The sequence below is a fragment of the Plantibacter sp. Leaf314 genome (assembly GCF_001423185.1).
Taxonomy (GTDB): domain Bacteria; phylum Actinomycetota; class Actinomycetes; order Actinomycetales; family Microbacteriaceae; genus Plantibacter.
The window spans coordinates 796,816-811,879 of record NZ_LMOB01000001.1; the positions used below are offsets into that span (position 1 = coordinate 796,816).

At 69.7% G+C, this 15,064-nt stretch carries 12 protein-coding genes and 1 tRNA gene; 8 read left to right on the forward strand and 5 right to left on the reverse strand.

The window, feature by feature from the left end; genetic code table 11:
• The first annotated feature begins 23 nt into the window (after positions 1-23).
• The 7 genes from ASF68_RS03730 (at position 24) to ASF68_RS03760 (ending at position 9,461) form a co-directional block, all read left to right on the forward strand.
• Positions 24-758, forward strand: a complete 735-nt coding sequence (locus ASF68_RS03730; RefSeq protein ID WP_056006991.1) for a hypothetical protein — start codon at positions 24-26, stop codon at positions 756-758.
• Positions 755-2,350 (forward strand): DNA polymerase Y family protein, encoded by a 1,596-nt coding sequence (locus ASF68_RS03735; protein ID WP_056006994.1) that lies wholly within the window; start codon positions 755-757, stop codon positions 2,348-2,350. The genes ASF68_RS03730 and ASF68_RS03735 overlap by 4 nt, the downstream gene beginning before the upstream one ends.
• 44 nt (positions 2,351-2,394) lie before the next feature.
• On the forward strand, positions 2,395-5,817 hold the full coding sequence (locus ASF68_RS03740; protein ID WP_056006997.1) for an error-prone DNA polymerase: 3,423 nt from the start codon (positions 2,395-2,397) through the stop codon (positions 5,815-5,817).
• A 154-nt stretch (positions 5,818-5,971) separates the two neighbouring features.
• Positions 5,972-6,448 carry a DapH/DapD/GlmU-related protein gene (locus ASF68_RS03745; protein ID WP_082455846.1) on the forward strand — a complete coding sequence of 159 codons (477 nt, stop codon included), beginning with the start codon at positions 5,972-5,974 and terminating at the stop codon, positions 6,446-6,448.
• 102 nt (positions 6,449-6,550) lie between these two features.
• Positions 6,551-8,122: a polysaccharide biosynthesis tyrosine autokinase gene (locus ASF68_RS03750; protein ID WP_056007003.1), complete on the forward strand. Its 1,572-nt coding sequence runs from the start codon at positions 6,551-6,553 to the stop codon at positions 8,120-8,122.
• A complete protein-coding gene (locus ASF68_RS03755; RefSeq protein WP_056007006.1) occupies positions 8,119-8,733 on the forward strand; it encodes a hypothetical protein in 615 nt (204 codons plus the stop codon). Before ASF68_RS03750 ends, ASF68_RS03755 begins: the two co-directional genes overlap by 4 nt.
• On the forward strand, positions 8,730-9,461 hold the full coding sequence (locus tag ASF68_RS03760) for a GntR family transcriptional regulator (protein ID WP_056007009.1): 732 nt from the start codon (positions 8,730-8,732) through the stop codon (positions 9,459-9,461). The genes ASF68_RS03755 and ASF68_RS03760 overlap by 4 nt, the downstream gene beginning before the upstream one ends.
• A 77-nt stretch (positions 9,462-9,538) precedes the next feature.
• Here ASF68_RS03760 and ASF68_RS03765 read toward each other — a convergent pair.
• The 4 genes from ASF68_RS03765 to ASF68_RS03780 all read right to left on the reverse strand — a co-directional run bounded on the left by ASF68_RS03765 (position 9,539) and on the right by ASF68_RS03780 (position 13,094).
• Positions 9,539-9,610 (reverse strand) — tRNA-Gln (locus tag ASF68_RS03765).
• A gap of 91 nt (positions 9,611-9,701) precedes the next feature.
• Entirely contained in the window at positions 9,702-10,622 is a 921-nt protein-coding gene (locus ASF68_RS03770) for an NAD(P)/FAD-dependent oxidoreductase (RefSeq protein ID WP_056007013.1), read from the reverse strand.
• The gene (gene gltX / locus ASF68_RS03775; protein ID WP_056007016.1) at positions 10,619-12,139 is read right to left on the reverse strand and encodes a glutamate--tRNA ligase; all 1,521 of its coding nucleotides are present in this window, start codon (positions 12,137-12,139) and stop codon (positions 10,619-10,621) included. Before gltX ends, ASF68_RS03770 begins: the two co-directional genes overlap by 4 nt.
• Entirely contained in the window at positions 12,132-13,094 is a 963-nt protein-coding gene (locus ASF68_RS03780) for a LysR family transcriptional regulator (RefSeq protein WP_056007018.1), read from the reverse strand. The genes gltX and ASF68_RS03780 overlap by 8 nt, the downstream gene beginning before the upstream one ends.
• An 81-nt stretch (positions 13,095-13,175) precedes the next feature.
• Between ASF68_RS03780 and ASF68_RS03785 the strand changes: the two genes are divergently transcribed.
• Positions 13,176-14,261 (forward strand): aminotransferase class V-fold PLP-dependent enzyme, encoded by a 1,086-nt coding sequence (locus ASF68_RS03785; protein WP_056007021.1) that lies wholly within the window; start codon positions 13,176-13,178, stop codon positions 14,259-14,261.
• Here the strand turns inward: ASF68_RS03785 and ASF68_RS03790 are convergent.
• Entirely contained in the window at positions 14,258-15,022 is a 765-nt protein-coding gene (locus tag ASF68_RS03790) for a fumarylacetoacetate hydrolase family protein (RefSeq protein ID WP_056007024.1), read from the reverse strand. The two genes, ASF68_RS03785 and ASF68_RS03790, sit on opposite strands and share 4 nt — an antisense overlap.
• Positions 15,023-15,064: the final 42 nt, after the last annotated feature.

Consider the following 15,064-nt stretch of genomic DNA (forward strand, 5'->3'; position numbering starts at 1 on the left):
AAGATATGTTCGAATATTGAGCCATGGCCCTCCACGCACTCGTCGACTCCCCCGTCAGGGCGGACACCGCGACCGAGCTGCACGAGCTCCAGGGCCGCATCAAGCGGATGCAGGGGACACGACTCGACACCAGGTCGCTGCCGACCGCCCCGGAACTCTCGCGACTCCTTCCCGGGGGCGCACTCCAGGCCGGCGGGAGCTACTCGGTCCTCGGTTCCACGGCACTCGCCATGTCCCTCATGGCCGGTCCATCCGCGGCCGGCACCTGGTGCGCCGTCATCGGCCTTCCAGCGTTCGGGATCGAAGCCGCGGCCTCCTCCGGGATCGATCTCGAGCGACTCGTCCTCGTCCCCCGGCCCGGGCCCGACTGGCTCACGGTCACCGCCGCCATGGCCGACGTCGCCGGGGTGCTCATCACGGCGCCCCCAGGCCGGATCGCGCCGAGCGACGCAGCACGGCTCGCCGCCCGGCTCCGCCAACGCGAGGCGGCACTCATCGTCCTCGGCTCCTGGCCGCAGAGCGACGCGACGCTCCGCGTGACCGAGAGCTCCTGGAGCGGCCTCGGCTCGGGTCACGGGCATCTCCTGCGTCGACGACTCACGGTCAGCTCGATGCTCGGGCAAGGTGGGGTCGGCAGGCCTCGCACCGCGCACCTCACCCTGCCCCTGGGGCCGCTCGACGACCGGGCCGAGCAGCCCTCCCGCACCAGGCTCGACGACGACACGGTCACCCGGCTCCCCATGGTGGTGAACCGATGACGATCGAGACGCCTGCCGAACTCGTCGAGCGCACGATGGTGCTCTGGTGTCCCGACTGGCCGATCGTGGCGGCGAGACTCTCCGGCACCCTGCCTCCGGACACCGCCGACGGTCCCCTCGCGCTGGTGGAGCACGGGGAGGTCCTCGCCTGCGACGCGATCGCTCGCCGAGCAGGAGTCCGGAGAGGGTTGCGCATCCGCGAGGCGGAGGCCCGGTGTCCGGAGTTGGTCACCGCAGACTACGACCCGGTCATCGACTCCCGGGCGTTCGAACCGATCCTGCTCGGCATCGAAGCACTCATGCCGGGCGTCCAGCCCTACCGCGCCGGGCTCTGCGCCATCCGCTCCAGAGGTCCGAGCCGCTACTACGGCGGCGAGTCGGCTGCGGCGGACGTCCTCCGCGCCTGCCTCGACGACCTCGGTGTGCCCGACGCCCGGATCGGTATCGCCGACGGCCCGTTCGCCGCAGAACAGGCGGCGCGGTCGACCGTGGCCCAGCAGGACGACTCCCGGATCCTGATCATCCCACCGGGAGCGTCCTCGGCCTTCCTGGCCCCACTGCCGGTGACGACACTCGGACGCCCTGAACTCAGCACCCTGCTGCACCGACTCGGGATCAGCACCCTGGGAGCGTTCGGGTCGCTGCCCGCGACCGAGGTCCGCGACCGCTTCGGCGTCGACGGCGCCCGTGCCCACCGTCTCGCCGCCGGCGCGGACGCCAGGAGTGTCGTCCCCCGCGTCCCACCGACCGAGCTGAACGTCGCCGTCTCCTTCGAACCTCCGCTCGACCGCATCGATCAGCTCACCTTCGGGTTCCGGCAGTCCGCGGAGCGGTTCATCGCCGGATTGACCGCGGCAGGACTCGTGACCACCGCGATCACGATCAGCATGCGCAGCGAACGTGGCGAGCGCTCCACCCGGACCTGGTTGCATCCGCGTTGGTTCACCGCCGGTGACGTCCTCGACCGGGTGCGATGGCAGCTGCAGGGCTCATCGAACATCGACCACGGACTCGCCTCCCCCGTCGAGCTCGTCGAGGTCGTCCCGGAGACCCTCGACGACGCTGCGGAACACGAGGAAGGTCTCTGGGGCAGTGGTCCGGACGAACGCATCCACAGCGGGCTCGCCCGGGTCCAGAGCATGCTCGGTCACGACGGTGTCCTGACTGCCGTGCCGTCCGGTGGGCGTCTCCTCCTCGACCGCCGCATCCTCGTCCCCTGGGGCAGTGTCCCGCCGGGTGGCGGGACCGCCGTGGCCGAACGTCGGAGCCGGCCGTGGCCCGGTACCATCCCCGGAGCAGCTCCCACGACCGTGTTCGACATCGCGGTTCCGGTCGAGGTGGTAGACGCGACGGGCAGAACGGTGGAGGTCGGCGAGCGCGGCACGCTGAGTGCACCACCCGCACGGTTCTCCGCCTTCTCCCACTGGCACGTCGTCGACGGTTGGGCCGGCCCTTGGAGCATCGACGAACGGTGGTGGGACGACGACGCCCACCGACACGTCCACCGTCTCCAGGTCGTGGACGACGAAGGCGACGCCTGGCTGCTCCTCCTGGAGGCGCAGCACTGGAGAGCCGAAGCACGGTACGACTGACCACATCCAGCCAGCACCCCAGCAGCATGACGAGAGGAACCCCCATGGGATGGAACAATCCCCCGGTGTCGTGGTCGGAGTTCGAGCGTCGCCTGTCCGACGCGAGCCGGCCGGCCGCCCTCCCGCTGGGGGCGGACGGCGGCGACAGCCCGGCCTGGTCCCGGAAGCGCGAGCCGTACGCCCCGGAGCCACCCAAGCCTCGGCCGGCGTCGACGACGGTCCCGTACGCGGAACTCCACGCGCACTCGAGCTTCAGCTTCCTCGACGGTGCGAGCCCCCCTGAACGTCTCGTCGAGGAGGCCGCAGCACTCGGGCTGCACGCTCTCGCCCTCACCGATCACGACGGGTTCTACGGGGTCGTCCGCATGGCCGAGGCGGCTGAACGGTTCCCCGACCTCCGGACCGTCTACGGTGCGGAGCTGTCGATCGGACTCGACCGGCCGCAGAACGGCGTCCCGGATCCCGTCGGTCATCATCTGCTCCTGCTCGCCCGTCGGGCCGAGGGCTATCACCGCCTCGCCGGCGCGATCACGGACGCGCAGCTCGCCGAGGGCGCTGAGAAGGGACACCCGATCTACGACCTCGAGCGACTCGCCGCGTCCGTCGCGGGCTTCGTGACCGTCCTCACCGGATGCCGGAAGGGATTCGTCCGCACGGCATTGCGCGAACAGGGTATGGAGGCCGCGGCCGCCGCGGTCGACCGACTCGTCGCGCTGTTCGGTCCGGAGCACGTCGTCGTGGAACTGAGCGACCACGGCCATCCGGAGGACTCGGCGGAGAACGACGCGCTCGCCGAGATCGCCGCCCTGCTCGACCTCACCGTCGTGGCGACCGGGAACGTCCACTACGCGACCCCTGATCAGCATCGGCTGCAGACCGCGTTGTCCGCCGTCAGAGCCCGTCGGAGTCTCGAGGAGCTCGACGGTTGGCTGCCTGCCGCCGGTGCCGCTCATCTCCGGAGCGGTGCCGAGATGGCGGCGCGGTTCGCGAGATACCCCGGGGCGGTCGCACGAAGCGTCGAACTCGCCGACGACCTCGCGTTCAGTCTGCGGGCCGTCCGCCCGAACCTCCCCCGCCAACGCGTCCCGGAGGGGCACACCCCGATGAGTTGGTTGCGGCACCTCGTCCTCGAAGCCGTCCCCGTGAAGTACCCGAACGCCACGCCGGAGCACCTCCGACGCATCGACCGCGAACTCGAGGTCATCGAGCAGAAGGACTTCCCCGGGTACTTCCTGATCGTGCACGACATCGTGAGCTTCGCCCGCAGCCGTGGCATCCTCTGTCAGGGCCGCGGCTCGGCCGCGAACTCGGCCGTCTGCTATCTGCTCGGGATCACCGCCGTCGACTCGATCTTCTACGAGTTGCCCTTCGAGCGGTTCCTCTCCAGCATGCGCGAGGAGGAGCCCGACATCGACGTCGACTTCGACTCGGACCGCCGCGAGGAGGCCATCCAGTACGTGTACGAGACCTACGGACGCCGCAACGCGGCCCAGGTCGCCAACGTCATCAGTTACCGGCCGAAGTTCGCCGTCCGGGACACGGCGAAGGCCCTCGGCTACAGCCCCGGCCAACAGGACGCCTGGTCCAAGCAGGTCGAGCGCTGGGGTGGTGTGATGTCGAGCACCGACCACGACATCCCGGACCGCGTCGTCGGCCTCGCTCAGGAGATGCTGACCCTGCCCCGGCATCTCGGCATCCACTCCGGCGGCATGGTGCTGACCGACCGCCCGGTCGGCGAGGTGTGCCCGATCGAACACGGTCGGATGGACGGCCGTACGGTCCTCCAATGGGACAAGGACGACTGCGCCTGGATGGGACTCGTGAAGTTCGACCTCCTGGGCCTCGGCATGTTGTCGGCCATCCAGTACTGCTTCGACCTCGTCGCCGAACACACCGGAGAGCGCTGGACGTTGGAGACCATCCCGAGGGACGAAGCGGGGGTCTACGACCAGCTCTGCCGGGCCGACACCATCGGCGTGTTCCAGGTGGAGAGCCGTGCACAGATGGGGATGCTCCCCCGGCTTCTCCCCCGACGGTTCTACGACCTGGTCATCGAGGTGGCCATGATCCGCCCGGGCCCGATCCAGGGTGGCGCCGTGCACCCCTACCTGCGACGGAAGACCGGCCAGGAACCCATCACCTACCTCCACCCGAGCCTCGAGCCGGTCCTCGAACGCACCCTCGGCGTCCCCCTGTTCCAGGAGCAGCTGATGCAGATGGCGATGGCCGTCGGCGGGTGTTCCGCCGAAGACGCCGACCTGCTCCGGCGGGCGATGGGATCCAAGCGCGGCGAGGAGAAGATCGAGAGCCTCAAGGACACGCTCTATCTCGGCATGGCCGGTAACGGCATCGTCGGCGCGGACGCCGATGCGGTCTACGCGAAGATCCAGGCCTTCGCGAACTTCGGCTTCGCGGAGAGCCACTCCCTGAGTTTCGCCCTGCTCGTCTACGTGAGCGCGTGGTTGCGACTGCACTACCCCGGCGCCTTCCTGGCGGCACTGCTCCGCGCGCAGCCGATGGGGTTCTATTCGCCCATGACCCTGGTCGCCGACGCCCGACGACACGGCGTCCCGGTGCTCCGCCCCGACCTGCACCGCTCGGGGGCTCAGGCCGGCCTCGAGGCGCTCGATCCGGACGCGGACCCGGGCACGCCGATCGCCCCCGGGGGACGCCCTCGCTGCCTCGAACAGGAGCAGGGACCGACGGGCGACTTCGACCCGCACCTCCCGGACGACTCCGCCGGCCACCGGCGCGACGGAGGACTCGCCGTCCGACTGGGGCTCTCCTCCGTCCAGGGGATCGGTGAGGAACTGGCGAAGCGCATCGTCGCCGAGCGGGAACGCGGCGGGCTCTTCTCGAGCCAAGCCGATCTGGCGAGGCGGATCGGCCTCAGCTCGTCCCAGTTGGAGGCGCTGTCCGCGGCCGGCGCCTTCGAGGGGTTCGGGCTGACGCGTCGCGAGGCGATGTGGGGTGCCGCCCAGGCGAGCAGACACCGACCAGATCAGCTCGAGGGGACGTTCACGACGGTGCAACCGCCACTGCTACCGGTCCCGACACCGGCCGAGCAGCTGATCTCCGACATCTGGGCGACCGGGATGTCGACCGACGACCATCCCATCCGTCATGTACGGACTGAGCTGCGGCGTCGAGGTGCCCTGCGATCCGACGAACTCCTGACGGCGCAGACGGACCGCCGCGTGGAGGTGGGGGGCATCGTGACGCATCGTCAGCGACCGGCGACTGCGAGCGGGATCACCTTCATGAACCTCGAGGACGAAGCCGGGCTCGTCAACGTGATCTGCAGCGTCGGTGTCTGGAACCGGTATCGCCGGGTGGCGAGGGAGGCCCCGGCCATGGTGGTCCGGGGCATGTTGGAGCGCTCACCGGAGGGGATCGTCAACCTGGTGGCGGATCGCCTCGAGGCTCTCCGGATCGGGGCGAACACCCGCTCGCGGGACTTCCAGTGAGCGGTTCCGACCAATCCACATCCCGGTGGGATTCCGAACTCCTCCTACAGCAGAACACGAGACTCATGGGATTCCCAGGCACGGCCGGGGAAGGAATGACCGGGAGCTTCCGGGCGTTGTCCCCAGTGTTGAGTAGACCAGAAGGGGGTCACCCATGGCGAGAGTGTACGAAGAGATCGAAGGCCGCACCGGTGAGGTGGAGCGATACCGCCACCACCCGAACGGCAAGGGCATGGTCGCAGCTCGTGCACTGATCGATCCGACGGCGTTCATCGAACGGACGACGTTCGTCGAGGCGGACGCGGACATCCGCGCCAATGCCTGGATCGGTGCCGGGACCTGGATCGATCGGTCCGCAGTGATCGGTGAGGGTGCCTTCATCGGCGCGAACGTCCACATCGGCGAGCGCTGCGTCATCGGTCGCGGCGCCAGGGTCGGAAGCGATGCGCGCTTGGGGGCGGACGTGCACGTCGCGCACGGCGCCAGCGTCGATCGAGATGCCCGGGTGGCCGATAGCGCCCTCGTCGGCGCAGAACGTCCCGTCATGACGGAACCGACCGTCCGGCAGACGAACCGCGCGCCACGTCGGCCTCGCGCGAGCGGCACCGACCGGTTCGGCAAGGCGGCCTGAGCACTCGTTCCATCACCCCGTGAAGGGCCCGGACTCGATGAGTCCGGGCCCTTCGTCGTCGTTCCACCACGTGCCAGACATCCGATATGCTAATATACCAGGATGGATCTCAAGGATTACCTGCGCATCTTCCGCCACCGGTGGCTGCTCATCGTCGCCATCACAGCCGGCATCGCGGCGCTGGCCCACGGGTACACCCTCGTCACCAAGCCCGTCTATCAGTCGACGGCCCAGTTGTTCGTCGCCGTCAAGAGCGGCGACTCGGTGGGCGAACTCAACCAGGGCAACACCTTCGCGCAGAGCCGCGTCTCCTCCTACGTCATCCTGGCGACCGGCTCCACCGTGCGCACCATGGTGGCCGAACGGCTCGACCTCGACCCCGCCACCCTGGTCGGCGCGATCTCCGCAGCCAACCCCGCCCAGTCGGTGCTGATCAACATCTCGGCCCTCGACAGCGACCCGGTGGCGGCGGCCCGCATCGCCAACACCGCCTCCGAGGTCCTCGTCGACCTGGTCGACGACGTCGAGAGCACTGATGCCGCATCGTCGACCGATGCAGCCGGAGGCCCGACCCCGGTCGGACTCACGATCGTCGAGCAGGCGTCACCGCCCTGGTCCCCGGTCGCACCCAACCCGCTGCAGAACCTCGCCGTCGGCGTGTTCATCGGTCTCGCCCTCGGCGTCGGAACCGCGCTCCTCATCGAGGTCCTGGACACCCGGCTGCGCGGCCGAGCCGCGATCGAGAAACTCACGGACACCAGCATCCTCGGCACCTTCACGGCCGAGCCCGCTGATACACCGCAGCTCATCCTCGGCTCGACGGAGAGTTACAGCCGGCGGGCCGAGAGCTTCCGCCAGCTCCGGACCCACCTGCAGTTCGCCTCCATCGACGGCGGGCTCCGAAGCGTCATGGTCACGTCCTCCATCCCCGGCGAGGGGAAGACCACCACCGCGGCGAACCTCGCTCTCGTCCTCGCCGAGGCGGGGAACTCGGTCCTCCTCGTCGACGCCGATCTGCGACGCCCCCGCCAGCACGAGCTGTTCGGATTGGAGGGCTCGGTCGGGCTGACGACGGTCCTCACCGGACGAATCAGCCTCGACGAGGCGGCGCAGTCCGTCAACGGCGCCGGACGTCTGGCCGTCCTCACCTCCGGGGAGCTCCCACCCAACCCCAGCGAACTCCTCGGGTCTGCCGCCATGGAACGAGCCCTGGCCGAGATGGAGCGCACCTTCGACGTGGTCGTCGTCGACACCCCGCCACTCGTGAACGTCTCGGACCCCACCGCACTGTCGACGCTCGCGAGCGGTGTCCTGCTCGTCGCCTCCGCCGACGGACGCCTGCACCGCGACCAGCTCCGTCAATCCCTCGAGAACCTGAGTTTCGTCCAGGCCAAGCTCCTCGGCGTCGTCCTCAATCGTGTCGAGGCCTCCCGTGGCGGGCAGTCCTACTCGTACTCCTACTACGACCGGATCCCGGAACCCGGGACGACCGCCCCGAAGCGACGCACCCGTCGGAAGACCGCGCCCACGGATGCGCCCGACACCCGCCGTCCCGCTGCGGCACCCGCTCTCCGACGCACGCCCGAACAGCAGCAGGCGCAACGCGAGCTGCCCGGAGTGACGCCCCCGGTCGACAGCTCGTCGAGCCGTCGATCACGACGGGAACGAGTATGAGCGCGACGCCAGACCCGACACCGACTCGGATCCTCATGGTCTGCACAGGCAACATCTGTCGTTCTCCGTACGCCGGGTTCCTGCTGGCCGGCGGGCTTCGCGACATCGACGCGTCCGGGTTCGAGGTGCGGAGTGCGGGGACGAGGGCGATGGGCGGACAACCGATCGATGCCTCGAGCATGGCCCTCCTCGGACCACTCGCCGCTGCGACCGACGGGTTCGTCGCGACGCAGCTGACCGCGGAGATGATCCGTCGCCAGGACGCCGTTCTGACGATGACGAGGGACCAGCGTGGCGCCGTTCTCCGCCTCCAGCCCGATGCGTTGCGGAGGACCTTCACCCTGCGGGAGTTCGGTCGGCTCCTCGACACCGTAGAGATCGCCGAGCTCCCCCGGGACCGCGCGGAGCGGTGGCGACGGCTCCTGCCCGAACTGGCGGCGAACCGGACGAGCGCACGCATCCCGGACCCGGCCGACGACGACGTCATCGACCCCTTCGGTCAGGGCGAATCAGCCTTCCGGGAGATGGCCCGGCAGATCGCGCCGGCGACGGAGCGCATCGTCGCTTTCGAACGGACCGCCGCCGACCTCGCCGAGCGGGATCCCGAATGAACGCCCCGTCGGTCCGGACTGATCCGGTCTCGGATCGCCGTCTCCTGCGCCAGAACGTCTTCGAGCGTCTCCTGGCGGAGATCATCGACGGCCGACTGGCACCAGGACGCCGCCTCCGGGACGACGAGCTCACTGCGCTGCTCGGCGTGTCGAGGACGCCGCTCCGGGAAGCCCTGGCCCGACTCGACGGCCTCGGCCTCGTGCAGACGGCTCCCAATCGGTTCACGCGGGTGGCTCCGCTCGCCAGTGGGTCGCTGTTCGAGGTGATCGACCTGCTCGACGCCCTCGTCCCCCTGCTGGTGCAGCGCATCGTGGAGCGGCTCGATGACGACACCCTCCTCGAGGCGGAGTACCTCGAGCGGCGGATCGCCCGGCTCCCGGTCGAGGAGACGACGCGGGCGGTGGGTCTGCTGTTGAGCTTCGGCGAAGGACTGCTCGACGACCTCGAACTCATCCCCTCGGTCATCACATCAGCGATGATCGCGCTCGTCCGGTACGCGGTGCAGCGACCGGTGGTCCTTATCGACGCCGGCGGGATCCCAGCCGTGCAAGCGGTCCTGCAGGCACTCCTCGACCACGACCCCGCGGCGATGAACCGTCATGCCGAAGCGTTCCTGCGTCGACTCGCCGGAGCGATCCGCGCGACCTGGTCGGATGCGGGAGCGAGCGCTCCGGATGGGGAGTCCGCGGATCAGCAGCAACGCCCGGAGCCGGTCGAGGAGGCCTGACCCGTCCGACGCGACCCTTGATCCAACGACGAAGGCCCGCGATGTTCGCGGGCCTTCGTCGTGATGCTGCTGTCTTGCTGGGGTACCTGGACTCGAACCAAGAACAACTGAACCAGAATCAGTCGTGTTGCCAATTACACCATACCCCACTGTCTGAACCGAAGCCCCGACCGAAGAACAACACTAGCCTACGGAGCCGATCGTCTCAAATCGGTGCGTTCCGGGCGCGTCGCGGCAGGTTCAGCTGGGCACGCCGGCGAGGTCCCGGTTGAGCGCTCGAGCCACCCGCGCACCGTTTCCGGCGGCCACGATGAGCTGTTGCGGGCCGGGTGGTGTGATGTCGCCGGCGGCGTACACCCCGGGCACGGTCGTGCGGCCCCAAGCATCGACGACCACATAGCCGTCGGTGTCGCGGTCGAGCGCGAGCGGCAGCAGGTACTCGAGCGGAGCGGACCATTCCGGCCGCACGAACCCGCCAGACCGCTCGATGAGCGTCCCGTCGGCGAGCATCACCCCGGAGAACCCGTCGCGACCGCCGGCCAGCTCGGCGACCGCACCGCGCTCGACCCGGATGCCCGCAGACGCCAACGCGGCCTCCTCCGGCTCGGTGACGGTGTCGGACCCGTTGGTGAAGACGATGAGATCGGACGACCACTGCGCGATGAGGATCGCCCACTCGGCCAGGTCTGCCGACTCGCCGATGAGGGCGAGCGGTGCGTCCGCCTTCTCGAACCCGTCGCACTCGACGCAGCTGTGCAGGTCCGTCCCGTAGAACGCCCGCATGTTCCCGACCTTCGGCAGGGTCTCCGTGAGCCCGCTGGCCACGACGACGGTGCGGGTCACGACGTCGCGGTCCGGCTCGCCACGGACGCCTTGGGCGACGACCCGGAATCCGTCAGGAGTCGCCTCGACCGTCTGGACCGCCGCGAACTGGATCTCGGCGTTCGCGTAGGCCGCGACCTCCTCGCGCCCCAGCCGCCGCAGATCGAGCGGCGGGACACCGTCGCGCGTGAGGAAGCCGTGGGAGCGGAGCGTCGCGGCATGGCGTGGACGGTTGCCGTCGAGCACGAGGACTCGACGCCGCGCCCGAGCGAGGTTCAGCGCGGCAGAGAGCCCCGCCGGGCCTCCACCGATCACGACGACGTCGTAGGCGTCGCTCATGACGCGAGGTGCGCGGAGAGCCGATCCAGTCGCGCGATCGATTCCGTCTTCCCGAGGATCTCGAGGGATTCGAAGAGCGGCGGCGAGATCCGGCGACCGGATGCCGCGACGCGGAGCGGACCGTAGGCGATCCGGGGCTTCAGGCCGAGCCCCTCGATGAGCGCGCCGGCGAGCGCCTCCTGGATCGAGGCCGCGGTCCACTCGGCCGCGGGGATGAGCTCGAGCGCACCGATGGAGGCCGCGAGGACCTCACCCGCGTTGGCGGGGAGCCCCCGCAGCGCGTCGTCCTGGTAGTCGAGCTCGGCGGCGCCGACGAACAGGAACCCGAGGAGCGCCGGGACCTCGCCCAACAGCGCGATGCGCTCCTGCACGAGCGGTGCGGCCTGCTCGAGGATCGCCTGCTGGACATCGGGAACCGGCTCGCTCACCACGCCGGCATCCACGAGATACGGGACGATGCGGCCGAGGAAGTCCGCGGGCTCCAGCAACCGGATGTGGTCCCCGTTGATCGATTCCGCCTTCTTGAGGTCGAACCGGGCCGGGTTCGGATTCACGTCGACGACGTCGAAGGCCGCGATCATCTCTTCGATCGAGAACACGTCCCGGTCGCCGCTGAGCGACCACCCCAGAAGCGCGAGGTAGTTGATGAGCCCCTCCGGCACGAAGCCGCGGTCCCGGTGGTGGAAGAGGTTCGCCTCGGGATCGCGCTTCGAGAGCTTCTTGTTGCCCTCCCCCATCACGTAGGGCAGGTGACCGAACCTCGGGACGAAGGTGGTGAGGCCGATGTCGATGAGCGCGTGGTACAGCGCGATCTGACGAGGCGTCGACGGCAGCAGGTCCTCGCCGCGGAGCACGTGGGTGATCTGCATGATGGCGTCGTCGACGGGGTTCACGAGGGTGTAGAGCGGCTTGCCGTTCGGACGCACGAGGACGAAGTCGGTGAACGAGCCGGCCGGGAAGGTGATCTCGCCGCGGACGAGGTCGTCGAAGCTGAGGTCGTCGTCCGGGACCCGGAGGCGGAGCGCCGGCTCACGACCTTCAGCTCGGAAGGCTGCACGCTGCTCGTCGGTGAGGTCGCGGTCGAAGTTGTCGTAGCCGAACTGCTTCGGTCGCCCCGCCGCCTCGTTGCGCGCGTCGATCTCCTCGGCGGTCGAGAAGCTCTCGTAGAGGTGCCCGGCCGCGGTCAGTCGCGCGATGACGTCGGCGTAGATGTCGCTGCGCTCGGACTGCCGGTACGGCGCGTGGGGTCCGCCGACGCCGACACCCTCGTCCCAGTCGAGCCGCAGCCAGGTCAGCGCGTCGACGAGCTGTTCGTAGCTCTCCTCGCTGTCGCGGGCCGCGTCGGTGTCCTCGATACGGAAGACGAGCTTGCCGCCCGTGTGGCGGGCGTAGGCCCAGTTGAACAGGGCCGTGCGGACGAGGCCGACGTGCGGCGTGCCGGTCGGTGACGGGCAGAACCGGACGCGGACGTCGGAACCGGAAGCCGTGGAGAAGGGGTGCGTAATCGTGTCAGACATCGACTGTCATCCTACTCGGGCCACCCACGGACGCGGCGATGCGCAGGAGTGCCGCGACCGCCGGGATGCGGTCCGCATGCGCCGCGCTCACGAGGTGCAGCGCGCGATCGTCTCCGTTCCGCGTCGGCCGGACGACGACGCCTTCGGGGAGCCGGGCCGCCGAAAGTGCGAGCGACGGGAGGAGTGCGACGCCGAGGCCTGCCGCGACGAGCGCGGTGACGGCGATCGCGTTGTCGGTCTCGTGGGCGATGTCCGGCTCGAAGCCGCTGGACCGACAGAGTCCCAGGAGGTGACCACGACACCGCGGGCAACCGGCGATCCACCGCTCGCCGGCGAGCGCCGCGAGGTCGACCTGCTCGTCGGCCGCCCGCGGATGGTCGATCGGCAGCACGAGACGCATCGGATCGGAGCCGAGGCGGTGCACCTGCAGCCCGGCGGCGCTCGCACGGTGCGGATCGTCGGGATCGCCCGGATAGCTGAAGGTGATCGCCACGTCGGCCTCACCGGCTCGGACCGCCGCCACGGCTTCCGGCGGTTCGGCCTCGACGAAGGAGACGCCCACACCCGGAACCTCGTCCGACACGCGCGCGAGCAACCGCGGGACGAGCATGGAGGAGGCCGAGGGGAAGGCCACGAGCCGCACCCGTCCGCTCCGCAGCCCGGCGAGCGCCGCCACCTCCTCCGTGGCCGCCCGGAGCGCGCGGTCCACCGCTTCGGCGTGCTCGGCGAGGATCCGGCCCGCGTCGGTCAGGCGGACCCCACGGCCGACGCGCTCGACGACCGGCATGCCGAGACGTTGCTCGAGGCGTCTGAGGTGCTGACTCACGGCCGGTTGGCTCGATCCGAGCTGGTGGGCGGCGGCAGTGATCGAGCCGGTCGCTGCGATGGCCCCGACGACGAGCAGGGACCCCGCGTCGAGCGACGTCGAGGCGGGGAGGGGGGTGAGGGCCGACATGGAAGAAGCATAATGCAGCGTTATGAATCGCATCGTGAGCCTGTCCTTGTCCTATGGATCGTCGACGAAGACACTGGAGCCATGGCCCCCACGACCTTCGACGAAGCGCGGACCTCCTTCCCCGAGGGGTCCGGCTATCTGGCCGCATGCACGCTCGGGCTGCCGACGATCGGGACGGTCGACGCCTTGACCGCCGACCTCTCGGCCTGGCAGGAGACCCGAACGGACGCCGCGTCCTACGGACGGGTCGTCGAGGACGTACGCCGTTCGTACGCGGATCTGGTCGGCGTCTCCGTGCGCGACGTCGCGATCGGGTCTCAGACCTCTGCCATGGTCGCGATGATCGCGGCGTCCGTCCCCGACGGAGCCGAGGTCCTCTGTGTCGAGGGTGATTTCAGCTCGCTCGTCGCGCCGTTCCTCATGCAGGCACACCGAGGCGTCAGGGTGCGTCACGCGCCCCTCGCCGAGCTCGCCGACCACGTCGACGCGTCGACCTGGCTCGTCGCCTACTCCGCGGTCCAGTCGGCGACCGGGGCGGTCGCGGATGCGACGGCGATCCGGGCGGCTGCGCGGGCACACGGCGCACTGACGCTCAACGACCTCACGCAGGCGGCCGGCTGGCTCCCCGTCGACGCCGCCGCCGACGACATCACGGTGTGCCACGCCTACAAATGGCTCTGCGCTCCCCGAGGGGTGGCGTTCCTGACGGTGCGCGAAGCCGTCCTCGACCGCCTGCGACCGAGTCAGGCCGGCTGGTATTCGGGCGAGGACGTCTGGTCCTCGTGTTACGGCCCGTCGCTGCATCTCGCCGACAGCGCACGGCGCTTCGACGTCTCCCCCGCCTGGCAGGCCTGGGTCGGTGCCGCACCGGCCATCGCCCTCTTCGCGGAGCTCGACGCGTCGGCTGTGTACACCCACGACACCGGGCTGGCAGCGGCACTCCGGGCGGGCATCGGCGACCGCCGATCCCTCCTCACCGGTACCCCCTCGGCCATCGTGACCTGGCTGGATCCGGACGGCGAGGATCTCCGCGCCATGCAGTCGGCCGGGATCACCGCCTCCGGCCGGGCGGGTCGGGCCAGGGTGGCGTTCCATCTCTGGAACACCGACGACGACGCCGCTGCGGTACTCGACGCCCTCGAGACCCGGCCGGCCCGGATGCTCTAGGGGCGGCGACCGGTGTTGCGCAGGATCCCGATACCGGAGACCTCGACCTCCACGACCTGACCGTCGGTGAACTCTCCGACGCCGGCCGGTGTCCCGGTCAGGATGACGTCGCCCGGGAGGAGCGTCCAGACGGACGAGGCGTACTCGACGATCGCACCGATCGAGTGGACCATGTCCGACAGCGGTGCGTGCTGGCGGACCTCGCCGTCGACGCGCGTCTCGATGGTCGCACCGTCGAAGGAGAACTCCGTCTCGATGTACGGGCCGAGCGGGCAGAACGTGTCGAAGCCCTTCGCCCGTGCCCACTGGCCGTCGGCCTCCTGCAGATCGCGTGCCGTGACGTCGTTGGCGATCGTGTAGCCGAAGATGACCTCGTCTGCGCGCTCTGCGCTCACGTTCTTCGCGACGCCGCCGATGACGATGGCGAGCTCACCCTCGAAGTCGATGCGCTCGGACTGCTTGGGGAACACGACCGCGTCGCCAGGACCGACCACCGAGGTGTTGGGCTTCAGGAAGAGGAGCGGCTCGGAGGGAGCCTCCCCGCCCATCTCGGCCGCGTGGTCACGGTAGTTCTTGCCGACGGCGACGACCTTGGAACGAGGGATGACCGGCGCGAGCAGGACCGCATCCGCGAGCGGGACGCGCTCCCCCGTCGGTTCGAAGCCCGAGTAGAGCGGATCGCCGTCGAGGACGACGAGATCCGCATCGTCGATGATGCCGTAGCGGATGGCCTGATCGTGACTGAAGCGAGCGATTTTCACCAGGCCAGCCTATCCCGAGGGACGCGGAGGACACGGAAGCCC